Annotated in this window: 30 protein-coding genes; 13 read left to right on the top strand and 17 right to left on the bottom strand. The window is 67.7% G+C overall.

The window, feature by feature from the left end; genetic code table 11:
• Positions 1–903, bottom strand: a complete 903-nt coding sequence (locus AC23D6_RS07520; protein ID WP_487752146.1) for a sigma-E factor negative regulatory protein — start codon at positions 901–903, stop codon at positions 1–3.
• Positions 900–1520, bottom strand: coding sequence for an RNA polymerase sigma factor RpoE (gene rpoE, locus AC23D6_RS07515; protein WP_487752145.1), 621 nt, complete (start codon positions 1518–1520; stop codon positions 900–902). Before rpoE ends, AC23D6_RS07520 begins: the two co-directional genes overlap by 4 nt.
• 240 nt (positions 1521–1760) lie before the next feature.
• Between rpoE and AC23D6_RS07510 the strand changes: the two genes are divergently transcribed.
• Positions 1761–3824 carry a 3-hydroxyacyl-CoA dehydrogenase NAD-binding domain-containing protein gene (locus AC23D6_RS07510; protein WP_487752144.1) on the top strand — a complete coding sequence of 688 codons (2064 nt, stop codon included), beginning with the start codon at positions 1761–1763 and terminating at the stop codon, positions 3822–3824.
• A gap of 16 nt (positions 3825–3840) precedes the next feature.
• A complete protein-coding gene (locus AC23D6_RS07505) occupies positions 3841–4236 on the top strand; it encodes a hypothetical protein (RefSeq protein ID WP_487752143.1) in 396 nt (131 codons plus the stop codon).
• Between the two features lie 10 nt (positions 4237–4246).
• On the opposite strand, the gene AC23D6_RS07500 is transcribed toward AC23D6_RS07505, so the two are convergent.
• Together AC23D6_RS07500 and AC23D6_RS07495 are read right to left on the bottom strand one after the other, a co-directional pair.
• Positions 4247–4780, bottom strand: a complete 534-nt coding sequence (locus tag AC23D6_RS07500; RefSeq protein WP_487752142.1) for an N-acetyltransferase family protein — start codon at positions 4778–4780, stop codon at positions 4247–4249.
• Between the two features lie 84 nt (positions 4781–4864).
• The gene (locus tag AC23D6_RS07495) at positions 4865–5119 is read right to left on the bottom strand and encodes a hypothetical protein (protein ID WP_487752141.1); all 255 of its coding nucleotides are present in this window, start codon (positions 5117–5119) and stop codon (positions 4865–4867) included.
• A 388-nt stretch (positions 5120–5507) separates the two neighbouring features.
• On the opposite strand from AC23D6_RS07495, the gene AC23D6_RS07490 reads away from it, so the two are divergent.
• From AC23D6_RS07490 to AC23D6_RS07475, 4 genes are all read left to right on the top strand, one after another.
• Positions 5508–5690 (top strand): hypothetical protein, encoded by a 183-nt coding sequence (locus AC23D6_RS07490; RefSeq protein ID WP_487752140.1) that lies wholly within the window; start codon positions 5508–5510, stop codon positions 5688–5690.
• Positions 5691–5697: 7 nt separating this feature from the next.
• Complete coding sequence (locus AC23D6_RS07485) at positions 5698–5892, top strand: hypothetical protein (protein ID WP_487752139.1); 195 nt, start codon at positions 5698–5700, stop codon at positions 5890–5892.
• 68 nt (positions 5893–5960) lie between these two features.
• A complete protein-coding gene (locus tag AC23D6_RS07480; RefSeq protein WP_487752138.1) occupies positions 5961–6185 on the top strand; it encodes a hypothetical protein in 225 nt (74 codons plus the stop codon).
• Between the two features lie 94 nt (positions 6186–6279).
• Positions 6280–6522, top strand: a complete 243-nt coding sequence (locus tag AC23D6_RS07475; protein WP_487752137.1) for a hypothetical protein — start codon at positions 6280–6282, stop codon at positions 6520–6522.
• 13 nt (positions 6523–6535) lie between these two features.
• Here the strand turns inward: AC23D6_RS07475 and AC23D6_RS07470 are convergent, their stop codons facing one another.
• Both AC23D6_RS07470 and AC23D6_RS07465 read right to left on the bottom strand, forming a co-directional pair.
• Positions 6536–7255 carry a response regulator transcription factor gene (locus AC23D6_RS07470; protein ID WP_487752136.1) on the bottom strand — a complete coding sequence of 240 codons (720 nt, stop codon included), beginning with the start codon at positions 7253–7255 and terminating at the stop codon, positions 6536–6538.
• 103 nt (positions 7256–7358) lie between these two features.
• Entirely contained in the window at positions 7359–9068 is a 1710-nt protein-coding gene (locus tag AC23D6_RS07465) for an ABC1 kinase family protein (protein WP_487752587.1), read from the bottom strand.
• A 115-nt stretch (positions 9069–9183) separates the two neighbouring features.
• Here AC23D6_RS07465 and AC23D6_RS07460 point away from each other — a divergent pair, with 115 nt between their 5' ends.
• Positions 9184–9366: a hypothetical protein gene (locus tag AC23D6_RS07460; RefSeq protein ID WP_487752135.1), complete on the top strand. Its 183-nt coding sequence runs from the start codon at positions 9184–9186 to the stop codon at positions 9364–9366.
• Between the two features lie 17 nt (positions 9367–9383).
• Here the strand turns inward: AC23D6_RS07460 and AC23D6_RS07455 are convergent, their stop codons facing one another.
• The 4 genes from AC23D6_RS07455 to AC23D6_RS07440 all read right to left on the bottom strand — a co-directional run bounded on the left by AC23D6_RS07455 (position 9384) and on the right by AC23D6_RS07440 (position 11339).
• Positions 9384–9641 (bottom strand): hypothetical protein, encoded by a 258-nt coding sequence (locus AC23D6_RS07455; RefSeq protein WP_487752134.1) that lies wholly within the window; start codon positions 9639–9641, stop codon positions 9384–9386.
• A gap of 148 nt (positions 9642–9789) precedes the next feature.
• Positions 9790–10128 (bottom strand): thioredoxin family protein, encoded by a 339-nt coding sequence (locus tag AC23D6_RS07450; RefSeq protein WP_487752133.1) that lies wholly within the window; start codon positions 10126–10128, stop codon positions 9790–9792.
• Positions 10125–10526 (bottom strand): host attachment family protein, encoded by a 402-nt coding sequence (locus AC23D6_RS07445; protein WP_487752132.1) that lies wholly within the window; start codon positions 10524–10526, stop codon positions 10125–10127. Before AC23D6_RS07445 ends, AC23D6_RS07450 begins: the two co-directional genes overlap by 4 nt.
• Before the next feature lie 60 nt (positions 10527–10586).
• On the bottom strand, positions 10587–11339 hold the full coding sequence (locus tag AC23D6_RS07440) for a hypothetical protein (protein ID WP_487752131.1): 753 nt from the start codon (positions 11337–11339) through the stop codon (positions 10587–10589).
• 293 nt (positions 11340–11632) lie between these two features.
• On the opposite strand from AC23D6_RS07440, the gene AC23D6_RS07435 reads away from it, so the two are divergent.
• Together AC23D6_RS07435 and AC23D6_RS07430 are read left to right on the top strand one after the other, a co-directional pair.
• Positions 11633–12574 (top strand): hypothetical protein, encoded by a 942-nt coding sequence (locus AC23D6_RS07435; protein ID WP_487752130.1) that lies wholly within the window; start codon positions 11633–11635, stop codon positions 12572–12574.
• 714 nt (positions 12575–13288) lie between these two features.
• The gene (locus AC23D6_RS07430; RefSeq protein WP_487752129.1) at positions 13289–13912 is read left to right on the top strand and encodes a hypothetical protein; all 624 of its coding nucleotides are present in this window, start codon (positions 13289–13291) and stop codon (positions 13910–13912) included.
• Between the two features lie 21 nt (positions 13913–13933).
• On the opposite strand, the gene AC23D6_RS07425 is transcribed toward AC23D6_RS07430, so the two are convergent.
• Together AC23D6_RS07425 and AC23D6_RS07420 are read right to left on the bottom strand one after the other, a co-directional pair.
• Positions 13934–14392: a DUF421 domain-containing protein gene (locus tag AC23D6_RS07425; protein WP_487752586.1), complete on the bottom strand. Its 459-nt coding sequence runs from the start codon at positions 14390–14392 to the stop codon at positions 13934–13936.
• Between the two features lie 52 nt (positions 14393–14444).
• Positions 14445–14786, bottom strand: a complete 342-nt coding sequence (locus tag AC23D6_RS07420; RefSeq protein WP_487752585.1) for a cupin domain-containing protein — start codon at positions 14784–14786, stop codon at positions 14445–14447.
• Between the two features lie 142 nt (positions 14787–14928).
• Between AC23D6_RS07420 and AC23D6_RS07415 the strand changes: the two genes are divergently transcribed.
• Complete coding sequence (locus tag AC23D6_RS07415) at positions 14929–15150, top strand: hypothetical protein (protein WP_487752128.1); 222 nt, start codon at positions 14929–14931, stop codon at positions 15148–15150.
• Positions 15151–15165: 15 nt separating this feature from the next.
• On the opposite strand, the gene AC23D6_RS07410 is transcribed toward AC23D6_RS07415, so the two are convergent.
• From AC23D6_RS07410 to AC23D6_RS07395, 4 genes are all read right to left on the bottom strand, one after another.
• A complete protein-coding gene (locus tag AC23D6_RS07410; RefSeq protein ID WP_487752127.1) occupies positions 15166–15384 on the bottom strand; it encodes a polyprenyl synthetase in 219 nt (72 codons plus the stop codon).
• An 86-nt stretch (positions 15385–15470) separates the two neighbouring features.
• The gene (locus tag AC23D6_RS07405; protein WP_487752126.1) at positions 15471–15767 is read right to left on the bottom strand and encodes a hypothetical protein; all 297 of its coding nucleotides are present in this window, start codon (positions 15765–15767) and stop codon (positions 15471–15473) included.
• A 42-nt stretch (positions 15768–15809) separates the two neighbouring features.
• Positions 15810–16334, bottom strand: coding sequence for a hypothetical protein (locus AC23D6_RS07400; protein ID WP_487752125.1), 525 nt, complete (start codon positions 16332–16334; stop codon positions 15810–15812).
• Between the two features lie 35 nt (positions 16335–16369).
• Positions 16370–16978, bottom strand: a complete 609-nt coding sequence (locus tag AC23D6_RS07395; RefSeq protein ID WP_487752124.1) for a hypothetical protein — start codon at positions 16976–16978, stop codon at positions 16370–16372.
• A gap of 232 nt (positions 16979–17210) precedes the next feature.
• Between AC23D6_RS07395 and AC23D6_RS07390 the strand changes: the two genes are divergently transcribed.
• From AC23D6_RS07390 to AC23D6_RS07380, 3 genes are all read left to right on the top strand, one after another.
• Positions 17211–20261 carry a sensor histidine kinase gene (locus AC23D6_RS07390; protein ID WP_487752123.1) on the top strand — a complete coding sequence of 1017 codons (3051 nt, stop codon included), beginning with the start codon at positions 17211–17213 and terminating at the stop codon, positions 20259–20261.
• A 110-nt stretch (positions 20262–20371) separates the two neighbouring features.
• Positions 20372–20659 carry a hypothetical protein gene (locus tag AC23D6_RS07385; protein ID WP_487752122.1) on the top strand — a complete coding sequence of 96 codons (288 nt, stop codon included), beginning with the start codon at positions 20372–20374 and terminating at the stop codon, positions 20657–20659.
• 6 nt (positions 20660–20665) lie between these two features.
• Positions 20666–21661, top strand: coding sequence for a DNA topoisomerase IB (locus tag AC23D6_RS07380; protein ID WP_487752121.1), 996 nt, complete (start codon positions 20666–20668; stop codon positions 21659–21661).
• Here the strand turns inward: AC23D6_RS07380 and ligD are convergent.
• The gene (gene ligD / locus AC23D6_RS07375; RefSeq protein WP_487752120.1) at positions 21656–24226 is read right to left on the bottom strand and encodes a DNA ligase D; all 2571 of its coding nucleotides are present in this window, start codon (positions 24224–24226) and stop codon (positions 21656–21658) included. The genes AC23D6_RS07380 and ligD overlap by 6 nt on opposite strands.
• Positions 24227–24237: the final 11 nt, after the last annotated feature.

Genomic DNA, 24237 nt, shown 5'->3' with positions numbered 1-24237 from the left:
TCAGTCGCGCGTGGCGTCGCTGGGCAGCTCGACGGGCGGCACCTGCTGCAGGCGCGGTTCGAACGGATAGAACGTCCTGCCCGCCGATTCGCTGCTGTACCCGGTCGTCAACGCGCCCGTTGCCGACGGATAGGCCGACAGCGCGGAGCGCGGCCAGGGTCGTGCGGGCACGGCGGACGTGTCCTGCGACGGCTGGGAGAACGGGTTGGCTGACGCATGCAGCGGCGCGGTGGCCAGCGCGTTCGTGGCGCCGGCCGTGACAGGCAGCGTGCCGGTCGCGCGAACGGACGATTCGGCCCGGGCCACGCGCTGGGCGGACCGGGCGGTTTGCTGGCTTCGCGTGGCGCTGCGGCGGGTCGCGTTGTCCTGGCGGCGCGGCAAGCTGGCGGCGGCGACAACGGCCGCCGCCGCATAGGCCTCCGCGTCCGGCGCAGGCGCGGCGGGATTCTGGGCAGGAGCCACGGACGGCGTGGCCTGGGCCGAAGCAACTTGGGTTTCCTCGCCCGCCGGCGCCGGTTGCGGCCCCTGCTGGCGCGCCATGAACAGCGCGATCAAGGCAACAGACGCGGCCAGCGCTCCGCCGCCCCAGCGGGCCAGCAGGTTGCGCGACCGGCCGGTGGAGGCCAGCGCGCCGGACGCGGTGTTCGCGGACTCGGCGGCGACCGCCTTCGCCACGCGCTCGGCGAAACCGCTGGGCGCCGGGGCACGGCCCTGGCCGCGCAGCACGTCGGCGCACAGCTGCCAGCGCTCCCAACAGCCGGCCAGCTCCTGGTCGTGCTGCAGGCGGCGCAGCAGGAAGCGGGCTTCGTCCGCCACCAGCTCGCCGTCCATCAGGGCGGACAGTTGCTGGCGGTGGTGGATATCGAGCTTGTCGATGGTCGGAGTCTCGTTACGGGCCGTCATGAGCGGGCACGCTCCCGGGTTGCACTGTCGGTGTCCAGCAGGGGACGCAATTGTTCGTCGATGGCCTCGCGCGCCCGGAAGATGCGCGAACGCACCGTGCCGATCGGGCAATCCATCTTCTGCGCGATTTCCTCGTAGCTCAGCCCCTCCACCTCGCGCAGGGTGATGGCGGTGCGCAGCTCTTCCGGCAGACCGTCCACGGCCTTCATCACCGTGGTCTCCAGCTCCTGGCGCATGAGCTCGCGTTCGGGCGTGTCGGTATCGCGCAGCCGCACGCCGATGTCGTATTGCTCGGCGTCGGCGGCATCCACGTCGTCCGTGGGGGGACGGCGGTTGTGCGCGACCAGGTGGTTCTTGGCGGTGTTCACGGCGATGCGGTGCAGCCACGTATAGAACTGGGAATCGCCCCGGAAGTTGCCCAGCGCGCGGTAAGCGCGCAGGAACGTCTCCTGGGCCACGTCCTGGCACTCGCTCCAGTCATGGATGTAACGCCCGATCAGCGCCACCACGCGATGCTGGTACTTACGAACCAGCAGGTCGAAGGCCGCGCTGTCGCCGCGTTGCACGCGTCTGACCAGCTCGAGGTCCAGCTCCTGGGTTGGATCTGTTTCGGCCATGCCGGGCCGCACTCCTGTCGGCTCGGCGGTGGCCGTGCCCTGTGACCGCGCTAGCGGGGGAAAGTTCAACGCCTTGTCCAAACCGTTGCCCTATCAAGAATTTAACCGGCGCAACGGGAACATCCCCGGTGCCGTGGTCACGCCCGTGACGACGTTCCCTTTCCATATGTGGATTTGACGGGGACGAAACAACCTCGGGATGATAGCGGCCTTATCCATACGTCAACGGATGGTCCCTGCATGGCCGCGAACTTCGATGGGCTGCGATTCAGTCACTGGCAGACCGAGCTGCGCGAGGACGGCATCGTGGTGCTGGCCTTCGACCGCCAGGGCGCCAGCGTCAATGCATTCTCGCAGGACGTGCTGATCGAACTGTCTGACATCATCGAACGCCTGGCCATCGATCCGCCCAAGGGCGTGGTGCTGCGTTCGGCGAAAGCGTCGGGCTTCATCGCCGGCGCGGACCTGAAGGAATTCCAGGAGTTCGACCGCAAGGGCACCGTCAACGACGCCATCCGCCGTGGCCAGGCCGTGTTCCAGAAACTGGCCGAACTGCCCTGCCCCACGGTCTCCGCGATCCACGGCTTCTGCATGGGCGGCGGCACGGAGATTTCGCTGGCGTGCGACTACCGCGTGGCTAGCAGCGATCCGTCCACCCGCATCGGCCTGCCCGAAGTGAAGCTGGGCATCTTCCCGGGCTGGGGCGGCAGCGCGCGCCTGCCGCGCCTGATGGGTGCGCCGAAGGCGATGGACATGATGCTCACCGGCCGCACGCTGTCGGCGAGCTCGGCCAAGGCGATGGGCCTGGTCGACAAGATCGCCGAGCCGGCCGTGTTGGTCGACGCCGCGGTCGCGCTGATCGCCTCGCGCCCGCAACGCCCGTTCAAGCAGCGCTTCACCGGCTGGATCAGCAACAGCTGGCTCGCCCGCCAACTGCTGGCGCCGCAGATGCTCAAGCAGGTCGCGCGCAAGGCGCCGAAGGCGCACTACCCGGCGCCCTATGCGCTGATCAATGTGTGGAAGACCGCCGGCGGCAAGGGCATCCAGGCGCGCCTGGATGCCGAGCGCAAGGCGGTGGTGAAGCTCGCCGGTACGCCGACCGCACGCAACCTGATCCGCATCTTCTTCCTCACCGAGCGTCTGAAGGGCCTCGGCGGCAAGGACCATGGCATCGCGAACGTGCACGTCGTCGGCGCCGGCGTGATGGGCGGCGACATCGCCGCGTGGTCGGCCTACAAGGGCTTCAACGTCACCCTGCAGGACCGTGAGCAGCGCTTCATCGACGGCGCGCTGTCGCGCGCGCAGGACCTGTTCGCGAAGAAGGTGAAGGACGAGAGCAAGCGTCCCGCCGTGGCCGCGCGCCTGAAGGGCGATTTGGCCGGCGACGGCGTGCCGCAAGCCGATCTGGTGATCGAAGCGATCATCGAGAACCCGGAAGCCAAGCGCGATCTCTACCAGACCGTCGAGCCGCGCCTGAAGGCCGACGCGCTGCTGACCACCAACACCTCGTCGATCCCGCTGACCGAACTGCGCGAGCACATCCAGCGTCCGGCGCAGTTCGCCGGCCTGCACTATTTCAATCCGGTCGCGCTGATGCCGCTGGTGGAGATCGTGCAGCACGATGCGCTCGACGAAGCCAACGTCCGTCGCCTGGCCGCGTTCTGCAAGGCGCTGGACAAGTTCCCGGTGCCGGTCGCCGGCACGCCGGGCTTCCTGGTCAACCGCGTGCTGTTCCCGTACATGCTGGAAGCCGCCACCGCCTATGCCGAAGGCATCCCCGGCCCGGTGATCGACAAGGCCGCGGTGAAATTCGGCATGCCGATGGGCCCGATCGAACTGATCGACACCGTGGGCCTGGATGTGGCGCAGGGCGTGGGCGCGGAACTCTCGCCGTTCCTCGGCCTGCAGCTGCCCGCAGCACTGGCGACGGTGGAACCCGGCAAGCGCGGCAAGAAAGATGGCCAGGGCCTGTACAAGTGGGAGAACGGAAAGCCAGTGAAGCCGCAGGTACCGTCCGACTACAAGGCGCCGGACGACCTGGAAGACCGCCTGATCCTGCCGCTGCTCAACGAAGCGGTCGCCTGCCTGCACGATGGCGTGGTCGCCGATGCGGACCTGCTCGATGCCGGCGTGATCTTCGGCACCGGCTTCGCGCCGTTCCGTGGCGGCCCGATTGAACACGTGAAGGCCGTCGGCCCCGACGCGCTCTTGGAGAAGCTCAAGGCGCTGCAGGCCCGCCACGGCGACCGCTTCGCACCGCGCCCGGGCTGGGACAACCCCGCCCTGCGCACGCCCACCGTCTGACCACCGGACGCGCGCCATGCCGCTCGCTTCCCTGATCCTGGCGCTCTTGCTGGGCGCCACGCCCGAAGCGGCGCCAGAGACCGCCACATTGTCGGGCCTGCTGGAAGTGCACGAGCACGACAGCGGCTGCAGCGGCAGCGCGAACACCGACCTGCGCGTGCAGGTCGATGGCACGCGTACCACCTTCGAACAGGATGTCTGGCTGTCCGCGCGCGAATCGCTGGACCCGATGGACGTCCTGGAGGTCAAGCGCGACGGCAGCACGCTCACCGCCACGGTGAACGTCCACGTCGCGCCCATCGAACCCGGCCGCCCGGTGCCGGCCTGCATCCGCCCGGTCAACGTGCGCCTGCACATCGACGGTCTGCCGCCGGGCGACTACACGCTGCAGCTCAAGCGCGCGGAATCCTGAGCCGGGCCGATCACCCGCCCGGCAGCGCCTGCGTCATCACCCAGTCTTCCTTGGGGTCGTCGCCGACGTAGAAGATCGAACGGCCCACGATCTGGAAGCCATGCTTGCGGTAAAAGCGGATGGCCTGCGCCGATTCCTGCCAGACGTTGAGCCACACCGAACGCGACTTGCGCAGTTGCGCGGCGGCCAGCAGATGCGAGACCAGCACGGCGGCGATGCCCTGGCCGTGGAAGGCCTCGTCCAGGTAGATGCGGCCCAGTTCCACGGTGGGCCGCACCAGCACGTCGGCCGGCGGCACCGTGCCCCAGCGCAGTTGCGCGAAACCCGCCCACACGCCGTCGTGCTCGACGATCAGGGTGAGCGTATCGGGGTCGCGGATTTCCTGGGCCTGCCGCGCCGGCGTATACACCGCATCGAGGAAGGCGGCCACGTTCTCCGGCGTGCTGCAATGGCCGTTGGCGGCCACGAACGTGCGCCGCATTATCGCCGAGAGTTCGGCGGCCTCATTCGCCCGCGCTGGGCGGACCACGGTACCGGCCTTCATGCCGCGAGCAATGTCCTTGTTGCCATCCATGCCGACCATAACGCACGCCGCACACGGGAAAGGCCAGACGCGATGCCGCGGCGCTCAGCGGCGCGCATGGACCTCGGGCGGCGCACGCAGCGGGCGACGGCTTGGCTCGGTATCGCCCGCAGTGCCCAGCTGGGCGGCGAAATCGGCCAGGCGCGACCAGACGTAAGGCTGCAGATCGTCGGGCGCAGCGTCGTAGACCTGGCGCCACAGCTGGTCCATGAACACACGCGGGTCCTCCCGCAACGCACCGCGTTCGATGCGCTCTCCCGCCAGGGCCAGGACGGCCCGGATGTCGGCCAACGTGTCCATGCCTCCAGCGTAAGGGGGCTGCATGCCCGTTGTGTTACACGAAGCCCGTTCATCCGACGACCGGTCCCATTCCGTGAACGCCGTTACGGTTCAGCCACGCCAACGGGGCCACGCCGGCCCCGCATCGCGGAACAGCCACAGCATCGCGCGCCGGCAGCCCTCGCCAATGCTGGCGGCAATGATTGCGGCCCACGATCTATGTTGCGGTTCAACGCCGGCAGGTTTTTTGCGGCCCGAGCCCCATCGCTTGTCGGCCGGTCGATGCCGACGAGGCCACCACGCACGAGCATCCGCACGCTCAGAGTATCGGCCGCCGCGTACGCAACGCCTCACGATGCGTTTACGCCGTGGAGCCCATGGTGCAGCGACACGCATCGGACACCCAGCCATGACCCACGACTCCCGACCGGCACCGGACGCACCCAACGCCTTCGAAAAATCCCGTCGTCCCGACAGGCCCGGCGTGCCGGGCGAAGCGCCCGGCAAACGGACCAACGAAGAACGCAACGACCCCGAACGCGAACCAGGCGCGACCGACGGCCAGCCGCGCAACCATCCCGCCCAGATCTGAGCTGCCCATGACGACACCGTTGGATAAACCGCTGCGCCGCGAAATCACCGTCGACGACAAGGCTTACACCCTGACCCTCGATCCGACCGGTCTGAAACTGGTCGAGAAAGGACGCCGCAACGGCGTCGAACTGCGCTGGAAGGACGTGCTCTCGGGCGATGCCGGACTGGCGGCGGCGCTGCAGGCGTCCACCCAGGGCTGACGTCCGCGCGCCATCGCCGCCTGAGCGCGATCGGCGTAGTCTCGTGCGACGGCGTGGACGGCAGGTCGATGAGCGTCAGGACGATCACAGATAACGGGCATTCGCTCACAGTGCAGACGGTCGAGAAGACCGACGCCTTCGGCGCGGTCTACTGGCAGGGGCGGGCGATGTTCCGCGTCGCTGACGCACGTGCACGCGTTGATGTGGTCACCACCGCGCACCACGCCACCCGCGAGAGCGCCGAACGCGCAGCCCTGGCGCTGGCACGCAGCAACGGGTGGGGCGCCAGCTGAACGGTTCAGACATGCCGCGCGACACGCATGCTAGTGTCCGAAGCTTCTGCTGCATCCGCAGCCCTACGCGGTCAGGACCGCACAGGCCCTGCCCATGAGATTGCACCTCTATCGCGTCGACGGTGGTTACTTCGTTTGCCCCGCCGACAAGCGTGTCCCCGATTCCCACGCCGAACTCCAGGGCCGCTCGCCCGACATGCTGTTCCTGTCGCGCGACACGGCAGGCCGCACCTTCATCGAAAACCACATGCGCACGAATGGTGCGGTGCTGATGGACGAACGCGTCGCCGACATCATGCTCGCCGGATATCCGGGCTGGGACAGCCGCGCCTTCTAGGCGCGCGTCGCGGCTAGGCCGCGGCCTTGTTCGTGCGAGGGGGCAGGCCGATCTCGGCGATGCGGTAGCCGGTGTTCTGCACGGTATGCAGCAGCGGCTGGTCGAAGCCCTTGTCGATCACCTTGCGCAGGTTGTACAGGTGGCTGCGCAGGGTATCCGATTCGGGCAGGTCGTCGCCCCAGATCTCCCGCTCGATCTCGCGGCGCGACACCACGCGCGGCGATTCGCGCATCAGGATGGTCAGCAGCTTGACCGACACCGGCGACAGCTCCAACTCCTTGTCGCCGCGGCGTACGCGGTGGCAGGCCGGATCGAACGTCAGATCGCCGACGGTCAGTACTTCGCGCCCCACTTCCTTGCGGTTCCGGCGGATCACCGCGGTCAGGCGCGCTTCCAGTTCCTGGGTGGCGAAGGGCTTGGTCAGATAATCGTCCACGCCGCGTTCCAGCCCCTCCAGCTTGTCTTCCAACGCGTCGCGCCCGGTGACCATGATGATCGGCGTCGCCACGCGCGCGACTTCGCGAAGGCCGCGCACCACCTCCAACCCGTCCATCCGGGGCAGATGGCCGTCCAGCACGATCGCGTCGTAGCGGTTCTCCGCTGCCAGCCGATACCCTTCTTCGCCGTCAGCGGCGTAATCGACTTCCATCCCGCGCGTTTCGAGATAGGTGCCGACGGTCTCGGCGAGCCCGCGGTTATCTTCAATGATCAGAATGCTGGCCAAAATGGACATCGCGTCCCCTCTTCCTGAATCGACCCCGTGAACGTGCCGTATCGCGCGTCATCACGACGTGAACACGGCATTCGGGCGACCCGCCACGCGCGCTTCTTCTCTCCTATCGTGGCCCGCGCTCCTCGCGCGATCGTGCGCGGTGATCGCTCAGCAGCGAACTGACGATGATGCTCGTCCCCAGAGCCACGCCCAGCAGGAACAACACCAGGGCCACCACGGGGTAGCCCCAGACCGTGTGCGACGACGGCACCCGCATCATCATCGCCGAGGCGAGGATCAGCGAGGCAGTGATGACGCCGACGGAGATGCGGTTCGCGATCTTCTGCAGGTTTTCCATCAGGCGCGACTCTTCTAGGCCGGTAACCCGCATCTGGAAGCGGTTCTCGGCCACCAGCGACAGGATGTCGGACAACTTGCGCGGCCCGTCCCGCAGCAACGCCTGCAGCTCCATCAGCTCGCTGGCCAGGCTGGGCGAGGACAGCGATTTGCGCAGCCGCGCCCGCATGACGTGTTGCAGCTGGTCTTCCACGACCCGTTGCGTGTCCAGACCCGGCGCCAGCAGTTGGCAGGCGGTGTCCAGGTTGAGCAACGTCTTGCCCAGCAGGCTGAGCTCCGGCGGTGGGCGCAGCCCGCACTGGGTGGCGATGCGCACCAGGTCCAACACCACCCGTCCTTCGGACATCGATGACTGGTGGGCGCCATAGCGCGCGATCAGCTGGCCCACTTCGCGCAGGAAGCGCGGCTCGTCGTAATCCTCCAGGCGGATGCCGAGCGCAATGCACTCCTCCGCCACCTGCTCGCCTCGCCCATCGACGGCGGCGAACAGCAGCTTGAGCAACCGGTCGCGCTGCCGCGGCGGCACGTTGGCCACCATCCCGAGGTCGAAGATCGCCAGCCGTCCGTCCTCGGTCACGCGCAGGTTGCCCGGGTGCGGATCGGCGTGGATCTCGCCATGCACGAACACCTGGTCCAGATACCCCCGCAGCAAATCCTCGGCCAGCGGCGTCATGCCCTGCTCCGTGCGCCGCAATCCGGAGATCTGGTCCACGCGACGGCCATCGGCCAGTTCCATGGTCAGCACGCGCTTGGCCGTGTAGTCCCAGATGGGCGCGGGCACCCACAGTTGCCGGAACGGCGCCAGGTGCTCCCTGAAGCGCTCGAGATTCTCCGCTTCCGCCACGTAATCCAGTTCGGCGGTCAACGAGCGCGAAAACTCGCCCATCCATTCGGAGAAACGCACATGGCGCCCGACGTCGGTGAACCGGTCGGCCGTGCCGGTGATCCCGCGCAGCAGGTCAAGATCGGCCATCAACTGCTGCCCCACGCCTGGCCGCTGCACCTTGACCGCCACTTCGCGACCGTCCCGCAGCGTGGCGCGGTGCACCTGCGCCAGCGAGGCGCACCCCAGCGGCGTCTCGTCGAAGCTGGCGTACGCCTTGCTGATGCGCACGCCGAGAGCGTCTTCCACCTGCTCGCGGATGACGTCGAACGGCACGGGGGTGACCCTTTCCTGCATCCGCTCCAATGCCGCTGCGTAGGGCGCGGGCACCAGGTCCGGACGCGTGGACAGCATCTGTCCCAGCTTCACGAAGGTAGGGCCGAGCGCTTCGAGGTCGTCGGCGAACTTCTCCGGACTGCCCTCCTCGATGGTGTCTTCCTCCAGCATCGCGGGTTCGAGCGAGAGCCCGTTGAAGACACCGGACTTCCGGTACCGGAACAAGAAACGCAGGATGGCCGCCCGACGGGGCAGCCGACGCTCGCCGCCGGCTGCGGCAGAAGGGGATGCGTGCGCGGATTCGTGATTCATGGCGATGTTGTCGCGCGCATCCAGTGAGTGCGGAGTGAATGCAGTGCGCGCGGACTCACACCCTCGTAACCCTGCCCCGCATGCAATCGGTGCTCACCGAGACAACAGGCGAAAAAAAACCATGACACAGTCCCTCACCCACAAACCCAATCCGCATAGCGACGGCGAGAAGGCCAACACGCCCGACAAGTACCGGAACGACAAGGCGCACGGGAAGGAGCACGACCAACCCGACGACCCACGAACGGACGGGCCCGATCCCGAGCGGGACTATCCCGGCGCGCGGGACAGCGTGCCCCGCTGATCTGCGGCGCAGTCGCCTTACAGCGGCGGTACGACCGGTCGCTCGCGTACCACGGTGGTGGGCGCCGCGGGATAGCTTTCCGCCAGGGCCTGCTGGCGCTGCGCGAGCGTCGCCAGCCATTCATTCGTCCGGCGCTGCTCCTCGATCTGTCGCCGCAACAGACCCTTGATGCCGAAGACCGCAAAGGGCACCAGGATCCACAGGATCGAAAGCACCAGCCCCAACGCGAGCAGGAAAAATCCGAGGAAGGTGTAGCTGGCGGTGAGGTTGTCCATGCGGTACTCCTTGATCAGTGGAGGGAGCGCACAAGCCTGCGCGCGATAGTGTCCTCGCGGCCCGCGATGGCCGCGCGGCAGCCTTTCTTATCTCCGCCTGACGATCGGCGGGCGTTCGGACAACGTCTGCGGCGCGTCGCGCAGCACGTCACGTGTTCGCATGCGCAGCGAGCGCGTCCTCAACCGGCTGCAGGTCTGCCGGCCTTTCGGGCCGCACCACCCGCGCACGCTCCACGCCCTCGTCCAGCACGATCACGGTAGGCCACAGCCTGATGCCGAAAGAACGCCCGAGGGGACGGCCCTTTCCATCCTCTACCTTGAGGTGGGTGACGGCGGGGTGGCGGGCCAGCAGGTCATGCAGCAACGGCTGCGCGGCATGGCAGTGTCCGCACCACGGCGCGCCGAACTCCAGGACAACCACCCCCGCCAGGCGATCCACCTCGGATCGCAGCGGCTCGGCGACCCCGTAACGCGCTTGGTAGCTCATGCCGCCGCCAACGTGCGCTCGATGCCTTCCAGCGGAACGTTGGTGAGGTCTTTGCCGACCTCGGCCAGCAGGCGCCGCGTGGCTTCCTTGTGCAGCAGCGGACGCATGCGCCCCAGCGTGGTGGGATCCGCCACCAGCACAAGGTGCTCGTACTGCTGTTTGAGGGCTGCGTCGTTCAGTCCCTTGGCCAACTGCTTGGCGAAGGTCGCTTCATCCAGCTGCCGGCTGGTGGATTCGCCCGGCATGCTGCCGGCCGGCCCGTCGTCGTTGAGATTCATCAGTTCGAGCAGGTCGTACTGATGCAGCGAGACCGCACCGCGCTCGCCGCGATTGCGGAAGATGCGCGCGCCTTCACCATCGGCGACGACGACCAGCGCATCGACAGGCAGTTGTTTCATGGCTTCCTCCCGGTGTGATGGCGTCGCCACTCCCCGCAGGAAGTGGCGACGCTCCCGCACTCAGTGCGGACGCTGGCGATCCAGCGTGAAGGCATCGGCGACCGCATGTTTGGCGCGTTCCCAACCCAGGCGCGAGGAGCCCTTGAAGCGTTCCCAGCCGCGCTCCAGGTCCGAGGCAAGGCTGTCGTCCCATTCGCGGTCGGCATACTCGCCGCGCGCATAGGTGCCGTAGCGGTACGCGGGGCGGAAGTCCTCGAACTCATCGCCATCCTCGCGGTACGCCGCCTGCTCGAAGCGGCGCGCATGCGTGTCGTCGCTCCAGGCGTAGGCCCCGTACGTGCGGTCGGCGCGCTCCCACGCGTCCTGCGCGGCCGGCCGTGCGCGCCCCCAGTCCAGGCGCGATTCGCCGCGGTTGGCGTCCCAGTCCGCCTGCAGGCGCTGTTCTGCCTCTTCCCACGATTCGTTGGGATACTCGCCGCGCGCCACGGCGCCGGCCTGGTAGACACCTGCATAGTCGCGCTGGAAGTCGTACTCGCCCGTGTAGTACGGACGCGTCGGTGCCGCCTGGCGCCAATATTCGACCTCACCGGTGGGATCGATGCGCTCAGCCACGCCCTTGCCCGCGGCCGCGCCGGCGATCGTGCCCGCAGCCGCGCCGATCAGCGTGCCGATCGGGCCGAACACCGTGCCGGCCAACGCACCCGCCGCCACGCCGCCGGCTACGCCACCGACGCCCACACCGACCGGGTGCGAGCCCGGTGCGCCGGTGATGGGATCCCTGTTTGCATCTCGTTGCGAAGTGTCGCGTGCCATGTACGTTGTCCTCTGTGCTGTCCGGTGCGCGCCAATCGCGTATCCGGTACGGACTCCGCATGTTCCACACCGCACGTGACCGCGATGTGCACCGCAGGTCACGTAGGTGAACATCGTGTCGATCATGCGGAGACGTGCGAGCACGCGCGTCGCTACTGCCGCGCATTCGTGCGCTGCGATGCGAGGAATCGCGTAGCGAAGATGCAATGCACTGCGTGCATTCATCGCGCAGTTCACTTCGTGTCGACCTCATGTACGCAAGGGTACGGGAACCCCCACGCATGGAGCACCTCGTGAAAATGCCCCGTTCCCCACGCACCACCCGCATCGCCTCGCTGCTGGCCTGCGTCCCGCTTTGCTGCATCGGGCTGGAAGCCGCCGCCCAGGAGGCCGCCGATGACGCGCGCTTCGAACTGCGGCTCTCGGCGTTCAATCCGGAAGCCAACATCCGTTTCGACGGCACCGGCACCGCTACCGACGGCACCCGCACGGAGGATCTGGCGGCGTCGGGCGAGGTCGATTCTGACGGGCGCTGGCGGCCGCGCGGCGAGCTCGCGTTCAACCTGACGCCGCGTCAGTCGTTGCGCTTGAACTACTACGATTACCGGCGCGACCAGTCCTGGCAGTTCGATGGCGACTGGGTCGATCCCGGCAACGTCTTCGACGAAGTCGAGATCCCGGGCGAACCCGTCGAGATTCCTGCCATCGACGTCGAAGGCCGTCTGAGCTTCGAACTGGCCAGCCTCAACTACGAGTTCGCCGTCGTCGAGACGCCGCGTTTCCAGTGGGGACTGGGCGCCGGCGTCACCCATGCCACGCTGGCCGCGCGCGGCACCGGCACGAGCACGGGCACCGGCGAGCTGGAACCGCAATGGCAGGACCTGGACTGGAAACGCGACGGCACCTCGCCCAACCTTCATACCCGTATCGGGTGGTCGCCGACGCCGCGGCTGCGCGTGGAGGCGCAGGCGCAGTACCTGGATACGCGCTGGGGCGACTTCATCGACGAGCGCGGCCATTTCGAGCGCGGCGGCCTGCTGATCGAGTACCTCGTCACCGAACGCCTGGGCATCCACGTGGGTTACGACTGGTTCCGCCTGAAGCTGAGCGACGACTACCGGGGTTCGTTCGAAGCCCCGCCCGAGTCCGGCGTGGGCACGGTCGACGTGGCAGGCAGGCTCACCGGACAGTTCAAGGTGCACGGCCCGATGGCCGGTGTGACCTTCAGGTTCTGATCCGCAGCCGCAACCGTACCTCGCGCGCCAGCGTCTTCCGCTTTCGGAATGGCTGGCGCGCGAGGCTTGGCGAGCAAAGAACGAGGCGTAAGACGCGGCGTCGCGTCTTTATGTGAGCAGAGCGAGCCAAAAAGATTGACGCGTCAGTCTTAGTGAGAGAAGAACGAGGCAAAAAGGCTCAACGTCGCGTCTTTGTGTGAGTAGAACGAGCCCAAAAGACTCACCCACCACTCTTAGTGAGAGAAGAACGAGGCAAAAAGGCTCAACGTCGCGTCTTCGTGTGAGTAGAACGAGCCCAAAAGACTCACGCGTCAGTCTTAGTGAGAGAAGAGCGAGGCAAAAAGACTTGGCGTCGCGTCCTTGTGTGAGTAGAACGAGCCAAAAAGACTCACGCCTCAATCTTAGTGAGAGAAGAACCAGGCAAAAAGACTCGGCGTTGAGGTTTTGTGTGAGTAGAACGAGGCCAGCACGCCGAGGCGTGAGGTGGGAGAAGAGCACCGCCACCCGAAAAGCTTGAACGCCCAGCTGGCGGGCCTGGTCAGTGAATTTGCGCTCGGCGAACAGCACCGTGCGAACAACACCTCCCGTCCCACTCGCTCTCGACATCCTTGACCGGCGACGTAGGGTTTGTGAAGGCTGGGCATACGCGACGCTCACGTGCGCTTTTCATCTCCGGCGCAACCATGGAATCCCCTTCCCACACAGGAGCGCCCCATGGCCCGGTCTGCCCGTATCAACACCGAACAGGTCCACGAACTGCTGCTGCAGGCGATCGAAACCGAGCGCGGCGGCATCCAGATCTACACCGCCGCCGTGAAGGCCGCCGTCAATGAAGACCTCAAGAAGGAATGGGGTGAATACCTGGAAGAAACGCGCACCCACGAGCAGGTGCTCACCCGCGTGTTCGAACAGCTGGACATGGACACCGAAGAACAGTCGCCCGGCCGGCAGGTGGTCGCCCATCTGGGTGCATCCCTCGTGCAGGCCATCGAGATGGCGATGAAGACCGGCACGCCGGAGGCCGCCGAACTGGTCGCCGCCGAATGCGTCGTGCTGGCCGAGACGAAGGACCACCAGAACTGGGAACTGATCGGCAAGCTGGTCGAGCAAGGCGGCCCGCTGGCCAACGTCCTTGAGCCGGCCTACAAGGCGGTCGAAAGCGATGAAGACCACCACCTCTACCACACGATGGGCTGGAGCCGGGAGCTCTGGATCCAGTCGCTGGGCATGCCGGCCGTGTTGCCGCCGCCTGAAGAAGTGAAGCAGGTCGAGACGGCCATCGGCGCGTCGCGCGCCGAGCAGAGCCGGGACGAGATGCTGGGCCGCAAGCGCCATTGAGGTCCAGGCACCGAAGGGCGGCTAGTCGCCGCCCTTCTTGCCGATGAAGGTGATCTCGCCGGAGGTTTCAAGCACGGCAAGTTCCACCTTCGCCAGGCTCGCATAGCCGGCGGAGCGGCGTGCGATGGCGAAGTCCCGTTCGCTGACGGCCTGCTTCTTCAGTTCATCCCGGAACAGTTCGCCGTGACGGGCCAGGATCACCGGCCGGCCCTCGACCCAGGCATCGAACTTGCGGTTCTTGGCGGAAAGCCTGCCCACGGCGGCGTTCATCGCCAACAGCGTGGCCGCCAGGATCAAGCCGCCGATCAGCGAGGTGTCGCTGCCGATCAGCGAGTTCTGCACCGCGGTGCCCAGCAACACGACGACCAGCAGGTCGAACGGCGTGAACTGCCCGACCGTGCGCTTCCCGGTGGCGCGCACCATCAGCAGCACGACGACGTAGACGGCGATCGCGCGCAGGACGAACTCCCACCACGGCATGCCCAGTTCGAACAGACTGCGCGTCACGTCTCCCATATCGCGGTTCTCGCTGTCATGGCTTGCCGGCGGGTTTCTCGTTGCCTTCGGCGGTGTAGGCCGGCGGCGAATAAACGTTGAGCGTCTTCAACGGCGTTCGTCCGGTAGCCCGGATCTCGTGCTCCTCGCCCCGCTCGATGACGAGCAGGCTGCCCAGCCGCAGCGCGCGCCGCTCGCCTTCCACCACGGCGATGCCGTGCCCGGCCACGACGAAGACCCATTGGTCGGCCCCCCGATGGCGGTTGCCGGCCCCGCCTTCATGGCCGCCCGGCTTGATCACCATCTGCGCCGCCTGGACGCCATTGCATTCAAGGAGGGGAAGGAAGCCGATCCCCATCCGCGCGTGTCGATACTTCATGGGCCACCGGAATCGCATGCGATTCACACAGCTTGCCGCCGCGGCCGTCACTGCGCCGTGAGCGGCAAGGCGGATGTCGACATGTCCTTCAGGCGCCAACGTCCACCCTGCGACGAACCCAAGGCACACAGGAGACGCCATCGTGCAACCCAAGAAGGAAGAAATCTTCGTGGTGGACGAGCTGGGCCAGCATGTGTCCCTGATCCGGGTGACCCCGTATCACCAGGCCAACGACGTCGGGGGCACATCGTGGGTCGAGGGCACGCCCGAGATCCTCACCGCGGATGGGCTGCAGGTGACGGCCCACCCGGACGGTTCGTTCGAAGTCGTTGCGACGGGGGCCAAGTACCGGCCCGCGCAATAGCTGAATTCCGTCGGCCTACTTCTTCAGCCCCGCGACGACTTCCCGCACGCTGAGGCCCAGTTCGAGCTGCAGGCGCACGTACTCGCGCTCCTTGCGCGACAGGGCGCGGCCGACCTCGATGCGTACGTCCTCGGCCTCCAGGATGCGCAGGATCCGCGGCAGCGCCGAGCCAATGGCGTCCGGGCCGTAACCGGCTTCGCGCAAGGCGGCACTGAGGATGGCTTCGGTATCCATGACGCGTCCAGATCGAATGAGGGCGTCGCATTGTGCGCCAGTGCGTCGGGGATCGGGTAACCCGACGCAAAGCCGCGTTCAGCGTTTCACCACTTCCCGAAGAACGATGAGATGTCGAAGTAGATCTTCTTTTCCTCGCGCGACGGCAACTGGATGGTGATGAGATCCATCGGAACCGCGCCCATCAGCAACGCCTGGGACTTCACTTCCGCGCCCGGATAGTGCTTCTGCAGCCATTGCCGCTCGGCCTGGATGCTGCGTACCCGCACGGCGGATTCGGCCGTCAAGCCATTGGCCTCGGCGCTGCCTTCCCGATGGCCCGATGTCGATTGACATGCTGCCAGCAGCAGGGTGAGTAGCATTATGATCAGAACGCGCTGCATGCGACCTCCCGTTTGAAAATCCATGTCGAAGCCTTTCCGCGGTCAGGGCGTGTCCAACGAGGCGCCGTACCGATATCGGTAGATAAAACGCCGGATGCCGGTGCTGCCGAAGACCAGCCACAGCCCGATGACCAGTTCCGCGAGGGTGGCAAGCACGTTGGCCACCTGCTCGTGCGACCACTCGAAGTAGGCCGCAAGCGCCTGCCGGGTACGGATGAACAGCGTGAGCCAATAGATCGCGTCCACGATGCCATAAGCCAATACCCAGACCCCCATCAGCGTCAGGCCCGTGGACAGCGCCAGCGACGCGTCCATGGGTGGCTCGGTGCGCGGTTCGCGCATCACCGGCAGCAGCCTGCGGGCGATGCTCAGCGGAAAGAACCAGAGCAGCACGCAGATGAGCGCGCCGGAAAGCAAGGCCAGCGCATTGAAGATCGCCCACGCCCTGCCCTGATCGTCCACGGCGAAGAACTGGACGACCCCCGGCACCTGCTTGATCACGCCCAGGAACAGGAACACCGAAAAAAGCCTGACCGCGACGGCGACAAGATCCTCTCTACTCAACATGCTGTCCTCACTGATGCCACCGAATACGTCATCCCTCAACACCCCATCGGCAGCTCGAACGTCACCGTCGTCACCGCCACCCACGCGCCCTTTCGCTGGACCTCCACCCGCACCCGTACCGTGCTGATGCCCACGTAGGGCGACACCGCGCCTACCGCATCGCCCTTGTCGAGATGCGGAAGCCAGCCGTCGGCGATCGTCGGATCGCCCTGCTTCGCTGCATGGGCGCGCACGGCGGCGTCGAGTTCGGCGCGTGTGTAAGCCGGGAAGCAACTGTGCTGTTCGGCGGTGGGGGTCGGCAGGACGAACGACACCGCATCGATGGCGTTGGCGGGTTGCCACGTCGACGTGCAGTGCTTCCAGTCGGTGAGGTCCAGGTGCGGGCCCTCCGCGCCGAGAGCGAGGCTGGTTTCGTACTGCACGCGCACGCGGTAGGTCTCGCCAGGCTTCGCTGGCTGCAGTTGCAGCGTGGTGCCGGACAGATCGTCGCCCAGTTCCACGGGCACGTTCAGCGTCGCGGGCACGGGCCCCTCGTGCGTCCAGCCGGAGAACGAAGATTCTCGATCCGCATGCGGCAGCACGCGCAGGCCCGCCAACGCGGGCGCCTGCGCAACCAACGGCGCGCAGAACAGAACGCCCAGCACAAGTACGACCGCCGCCAACGCGCGCGCCCGACACCGCGGCTGGCTTCCCTGTATCCCTTTCATCCCTGCACCCCATCGGGACGCCGACGTCCCGCGCCGATGGTAGCGCGATCGCGCACGACAGGCCGTCGCGCGGAGCTCCGAAGCCGGGTTAGGATTCCGACGGGCCCGGGAGGGGATGACCGGTGCCCGCCCCGATGACCGACGTCTGGCCGCCTGCGGGAGGGCCGCCATGCTACGCAGTCTCTTTCTGACGGTCGTGCTGTTCGCGCTTGGCGTGCCCTTGGGCGCGCCGCCGGCATTCGCCTTGGATCCGGATACCGGCATCACCCAACTCAAACACAGCCGCTGGATGGCCGACGACGGCGTGCCGCAGGGCATCTATGCGCTGGCGCAGACGCCGGATGGCTTCCTGTGGATCGGCAGCGATGCTGGCCTGCATCGTTTCGATGGCGTGCGTTTCGATCCCGAACCGGCCACGGGGAACGCCGGCTACGCACCGATCTCCGCGCTGATGGTCGCGCGCAACGGCGACCTGTGGATCGGCTACCAGTCCGGACGGATGGCGGTGCTGCGTCACGGCACGCTGCTGGACCGCTCGCTGCCCGCCAGCGACCGTTGGGTGTTCCAGTTCTTCGAGGACCGCACGGGCGCCGTGTGGGCGATGACCGGCAACACCAGTCACCCGCTGATGCGCTACCGGGACGGCCGGTGGGAAGACATCGGCAAGGACTGGGGCTTCGACGCCAATTACGCCTGGTCGATGGCCGAATCCGCCGACGGCCGCCTGTGGCTGGGCGAAGGAAGGGAAACCGTCGTGCTGGCCCCCGGCGAACGCCGCTTTCGCCGCATCGGCATCGAGGAGGTCGTCGAATCGGGCGACAACTTCGGGCTGGTCACCGATCGCGCCGGGCGCGTCTGGCGGTCCAGTCCCCTGAGCGGCACGCGTCGCCTGCCCGATGCGGCCACCACGACGGGCGAACCGGCGAATACGCCCCGCGTGCCCGTCGCCAACGCGAAACACTACTACCGTAGCGCCCTGTTCGACCAGGACGGCGCACTCTGGGGCGTTACCTATTCGGCGGGCATTTACCGTATCGCCAGACCGCATGCGCTGTACGAGGGCGCATCGCCTGTCGAAGAGAGTTTCACCGCCAAGGACGGCCTGTCCTCCGATCGCGCGCAGGCGATCCTCGAGGACCGCGAAGGCAACGTCTGGATCGGCACCAGCGCGGGACTGGACCGCTTCCGCGCGGCAAACATCCGCCCCGCTGCCGGCGTGCCACCGCATTCGCCACTGGGCTACGTGCTGATGGGTACGCGCGACGGCACGGTCTATGTCGCCGATTCGGACAGCCTGCTGCGCATTCCCCCGGGTGGCGAAGCGACCCGCGTACTCGAAGGGCTCGCCAATCCGCAGGCGTTGTGCGAGGACGGCGGTGGCGCGCTTTGGGTGAAGACCGGGGATGCGCTGTTCCGCGGGGTCGGCGGGCACTTCGAGCGCATGCCGATTCCCAAGCAGCGCCGTGCGGCATTGGATTGCGTGGTGACCGCCGATGGCCGCCGCATCTTCAGTCGCGTCCGCGGTGGCCTGATGCGCTACGAGGACGGAGCCTGGATGGACATGCTTCCCGACGCGACGGGAGAAGCAGGCCCGAAGATCCCCGCGATGATTGCGCGTCCCGATGGCAGCCTGCTGCTCTACGCGCGTTCGCAAGGCCTGATGCGCGCCGACCTGCCGGCGACGCGGATGCTGTGGAAACACGCCGACATCCCCGGCAATGAAATCACCGTGCTGCACCCGATCGGGCAGGACGTGATCGTGGCCAGCCTCGGCGGCGTGGCCCGCCTGCGCGCGGACAAGGTGACGCTGCTCAAGCGTCAGGACGCCTGGTTGCAAGGCATCACCGGCATCGCGGAAAGTCGCGACGGCCATATCTGGCTGCAGTCGCGTGCCGGCATCGCCCGCCTGCCGCGCGACGCCTTCCTGCGCAGCTTCGACGATCCGGCGCAGGCGCTGGACGTCGAATTGCTGGACTACGACGACGGCCTGCGCGCACCGCCCGCGCCCGGCTACGCACGCAACAGCGCGCTGGAAGGCGGCGACGGCCGGCTGTGGTTCCTGACGACGGATGGCGTGGCGCAGATCCAGCCGACCCATCTGGTGCGCAATCCGGTGCCGCCGCCGGTGCGGATCGTGGGCTTGGCCTATGGAACGCAGCGGTTGCGCGATCCCTCCTCTGCCACGTTGCCGGCGGGGGTGTCGCGGATCGAGATCGACTACACCGCGCTGAGTCTGAGCATTCCCAAGCGTGTGCGCTTCCGCTACCGGCTGGACGGCGTGGACGAGGACTGGGTCGAGGCGGGTCATCGGCGCCAGGCGTTCTACACCAATCTCGACCCGGGCCAATACCGCTTCCACGTGATCGCGGCGAACGACAGCGGCGTGTGGAACGAGGAAGGCGCGACGCTGGCCTTCACCGTGCCGCCGACGTTCCTGCAGTCGGCCTGGTTCAAGGCGTTGCTCGTGCTGGCCGCCGTCCTGCTGCTGTGGGGCCTGTACGCACTGCGCCTGCGCTACGAGACCGCGCGCCTGCGCGACCGCTTCCAGGGACAGATCGCCGAACGCACGCGCATCGCACGCGAACTGCACGACACGCTGCTGCAGGAATTCCAGGCGCTGACGCTGCGCTTCCAGGGCGCCGTAGACAGCCTGCGCGCGGAGGGACGCACGCACGAGGCTCTGACCCGTGCGCTGGACCGTGCCGACGAAGCCCTCAAAGCTGGCCGCGAGCGCGTGCACGACCTGCGCACGCCGCATACCGGCGACGATCTGGCCGCGGCCCTGCAGGACACCGCAGCGCATCTCGTCGAGGACGGCGCGCTGGACCTGCAGGTCACCGTGGAAGGTGCACGACGAGCGCTGATCGACACGGCCGCTGAGGAAGTGCGCCGCATCGCCGAGGAAGCGCTGCGCAACGTGGTGCGGCATGCGAAGGCGCGCAGTGCGCGCGTGGTGCTGGCCTACCGCGCAGACGGCCTGGCGATGACGATCCGCGACGACGGCATCGGCCTGCATCCGGCGGCGGGCGCCGACCGCGACGGGCACTTCGGATGCGCCGGCATGCGCGAACGCGCACAGCAGCTGGTTGGGCGCCTCGATATCGGCAACGCGCCCGAGGGCGGTACGCGCGTCGAGCTGTTCGTCCCGGCACGGCGCATCTACCGCCGGCGCCGGTGGAGGCTCCGGCCATGGCCGGCAACGCAGGACCCGGACGCCTGACCCGCACGGCGCATCCTCACCGCCTGAACATCCGGCCACCGGTACTGCATCGCTTCACGGGCGCATGACCCGGGCCGACCTATGGTCGGCCAAAGCGTGGAGGACTTCCGATGACGATGATCAGACTGCGGGCCACCGGCACGCGCACCGGTTTTGACGCCCTGGTGGCCGATCTGCACGGCCTGGATGGCGTGGAACGGGCCGAGGAACTGCTGGACCTCATGCCGCATATGGACGATGACGATTCGAGTTCGGCCGGTTTGATGGACGACCGGGGCGGCGACGTGCGGGCACTGGAGGTGGAAGTGGTTTCGGCCTACGCCGACAGCGTCCGCGAAGCCGCCGACGACATCGCCGGCCAGTACGGCCTGGTGATCGAATACGTCGACGACTTCTGAGGCGCGATGGGCGAGCTGGTCTACACCACGGACACGATGCCGGGCTTGCGCCGGCAGCGGCGCGGGCGCGGCTTCGCCTATCGGGACCCACAGGGACGCACGGTCCGTGACGCCGCCACACTGGCGCGCATCCGCCAGCTCGCCATTCCACCGGCGTACACCGATGTGTGGATTTGCGCCGACGCACACGGCCACTTGCAGGCCACCGGACGCGATGCGCGCGGCCGCAAGCAGTACCGCTATCACCGCGACTGGCAGGCCGAACGCGGTGCGCGCAAGTACGATCGCTTGCTCGCCTTCGCCGATGCCCTGCCCCGCCTGCGCCGCCGCATCCGTGCCGATCTGGCTTTGCCTGGCTTCCCGCGCGAGAAGGTGCTCGCACTCGTGGTCGCCCTGCTGGGACAGACGCTGCTGCGGGTCGGCAACGCCAGCTACGAAAAAGCCAACGGCTCCTACGGCATCACCACGCTGCGCAACGTGCATGCGCGTTTCATCGCCGGCAGCGAGGTGCGCTTTGCCTTCCGCGGCAAGGGCGGCAAGGCGCTGGAAGCGCGCGTGACCGATGCGCGGCTGGTGAAACTGGTGCGCCAGTGCCGTCAGCTGCCGGGCCAGGCGCTGTTCCAGTACCGCGAAGGCGACACCGTGCAGCGGATCAGCTCCGGCGACGTCAACGCGTACCTGCAGGAGGCGTTGGGCGGCCCCTTCACGGCCAAGGATTTCCGCACTTGGGGTGCCACCCTGTTCGCCTTCCGCACCCTGGCGGCGACGGAGGTGCCGGAGGCGGAAAGCGCGCGCCAACAGCTTCGCCAAGCCGTGCTGCGCGACACCTCGGCCATCCTGGGCAACACCCCGCGCATTTGCGAGCGCTGCTACGTGGACCCGCGGGTGTTCCAGGGCTGGGAGGACGGCCGCGTACAGCGCGCGGCGGCGCGTGCACGGGGCCAGCGCCAGTGGGAGCAGGCCGCGGTCCGCTTTCTCAAGCGCACGCGCCGCGCCTCATGAGCGGCGCCGGCGTTTCTTTTCGGGAGCGGGCGCGGCCTGCAGTGCGTTCAAGGCGTCGCTGACCGCCGCCAAGTCCTGGCGGCGCCGCGTGTAGTCGCCCCAGGGGTGGGAACCCAACCGGCTCATGCGGCGCGGTGCGGTGGACAAGGTGTAGGCGTTGCCGCCCTTGATCCGGCCCAGTTCCTCCCAGCGCAGCGGCATGGACACCGGCGCGCCCTCGCGCGCGCGCAGCGAGAACGACGCCACGCTGGTCGCGCCGCGGCCGTTGCGCAGGTAATCGATGAAGATCTTGCCGGTGCGGAATTTCTTCGTCGCCGTCGCGACGTAGGCCAGCGGTTCGGAGGCGGCCATCGAATCGGCGAACGCGTGCGCGAAGCCCTTGACCTGCTCCCACGACGCGGCGGGCTTCAGCGGCACCACCACGTGCAACCCCTTGCCACCCGAGGTGCGGACGAATGACGTGAGGCCCAGCGAGCGCAGGCGCTTGCGTACCAGGCGTGCGGCCTCGACCACGCGCGTCCAGGAAACGTCGGGGCCGGGGTCCAGGTCGAAGACGATGCGGTCCGCATCATCCGGCGCATCGGCCATCGCGCCCCACGGGTGGAACTCCAGCGCATTGAACTGCACCAGTTCAAGCAGGCCGGCCTCGTCGCGCACCACGAGGTAATCGGCGCGCGTGCCGCTCTGTTCTTCCAGCGGCACCGCATCGACGCGCTCCATGCCCGGCGTGTGATGTTTCTGGAAGAAACACGGCCGGCCCGCGCCCTGCGGGCAACGCACGATCGACAACGGCCGCCCGACGATTTCCGGCAACAGCCAGCGCGCCATGGCCCGGTAGTAATCGAATACCTGCTGCTTGGTGATGCCGTTGTCGGGAAACACCACGCGCTCGGGGTGGGTCAGTTCGATCGCAGCGGGGGCGGCGCGCGTGCGCTTGGCGGCAGGCATGGGGGCGTCTCCGACAGGGGCGCGCACGTCGCGCAGGTCCGCCGGGCGCTTGTCGCGGCGGATGGTTTTCAGCGAGGGCTGGCGCAGCAGGCCCTGGTTGCCGCGGCCATGGTGGAAGACTTCCGCCACCAGCCGGGGGGTGACCCAGCGGGCGCGCCGCAGTTCCGGGTCGTCCACCTCCACGTGCGCGGTGGGCGTGGCGCTGGCGCCCTTCGCCAGCTGGGTGGCCAGCGTGGCCAACAGCGCGTCGCTGAAGCCGGTACCCACGCGACCCGCATACCGCCAGCCGTTCTGGCCATCGGGCGTGGCCAGCAGCAGCGCACCCAGGCCGCTGCGGCTGCCCTTCGGCGCGGTGTAGCCCATGACGGCGAATTCCTCGGCGTCGCGCTGCTTGATCTTCCGCCAGGCATCGCCGCGACCGGCATGGTAGGGCGCGTCGGCGCGCTTGGAGATGATGCCCTCCAGCCCCCGCTCGATCGCCATCTTCAATGCCTCGTCGCCGCGGCCGACGATGTGCGAACTGTAGACCAGACGGTCCGGCGGCGACTTCAGGATTTCCGCCAGCAGCGCCTTGCGCTGGTACTGCGGACTGCCGGACAGATCCACGCCATCGACCTGCAGGATGTCGAACAGCACGAAGGACAGGGTGGCGTTCTTCTCGCCCGACAGCGTGGCCTGCAACAGGCCGAAATCCTCCTGTCGCCCCGCACCGGCGACCAGTTCGCCATCGAGCACCGCATCCTCGAGATCGAGCGCTTCCAGCGCCCCGACGATCTCCGGCGCCTTGCCGGTCCATTCGCGTTCGTTGCGCGACCACAGGCGCACGCGTCCGCGCCGGATTTCGGCGATCAGGCGGTAGCCGTCCCATTTGGCCTCGTGCAGCCAATCGTCGCCGGCGGGCACCTCCTGCTGGAGCTTCGCCAGTTGCGGGGCGCGGAATCCCGGGTGCTTCGACGTGGCGCGTGCGCCATCGAGCCGGGCGGCACGGTGCGCCCAGCGCTCGCGGGGCGCGGCATTCTCCCCCGCACGGGAGGCCGCACGCGCGCTCGCTTTCGCCGGTGCGCGCTTGCGCCTGGCCGGGCGCGAGCCCGGTGGCGGCGTGACGTCTTCCAGCAAATCATCGGCTTCGCGCGGGCCGGCGAAATCGTCGCGCTCCTTGAACAGCAGCCACTGTGGCTGGCGCGCGGGCGTATGCGTGCGCACCAGGTGCCAGCCTCCCTTGAGCTTGTCGCCGAACATGCGGAAGCGCAGGTGTCCTTTCGCCAGCTGCGCCTCGGCATCGCCATCGGTGCTCCACAGGCCGCGGTCGAAAGTGGCGACATGGCCGCCGCCATACTGCCCCTTCGGTATCTCGCCTTCGAACTCGGCGTAGTCGATGGGATGGTCCTCGACCTCGGCGGCCAGGCGCTTCACGTCGGGGTCGAAACTGGGGCCCTTCGGCACCGCCCAGCTCTTGAGCGTGTCGCCCACCTGCAGGCGGAAATCGTAATGGCGCCGGCTGGCATGGTGCAGTTGCACGACGAAGATGGGGCGCTTGCCGCGCCCGCGCGGCGCGTCCGCGTCCGGCTCGGGGGTGCGGTCGAAACGGCGCTTGCGACGGTATTCCTGCAGGCTCATGGAGGCTCCTC

The sequence above is a fragment of the Pseudoxanthomonas sp. G3 genome, assembly GCF_057654715.1.
Note: the sequence above shows the minus strand (reverse complement) of the source record. Positions and strands in the feature narration are given on the sequence as shown.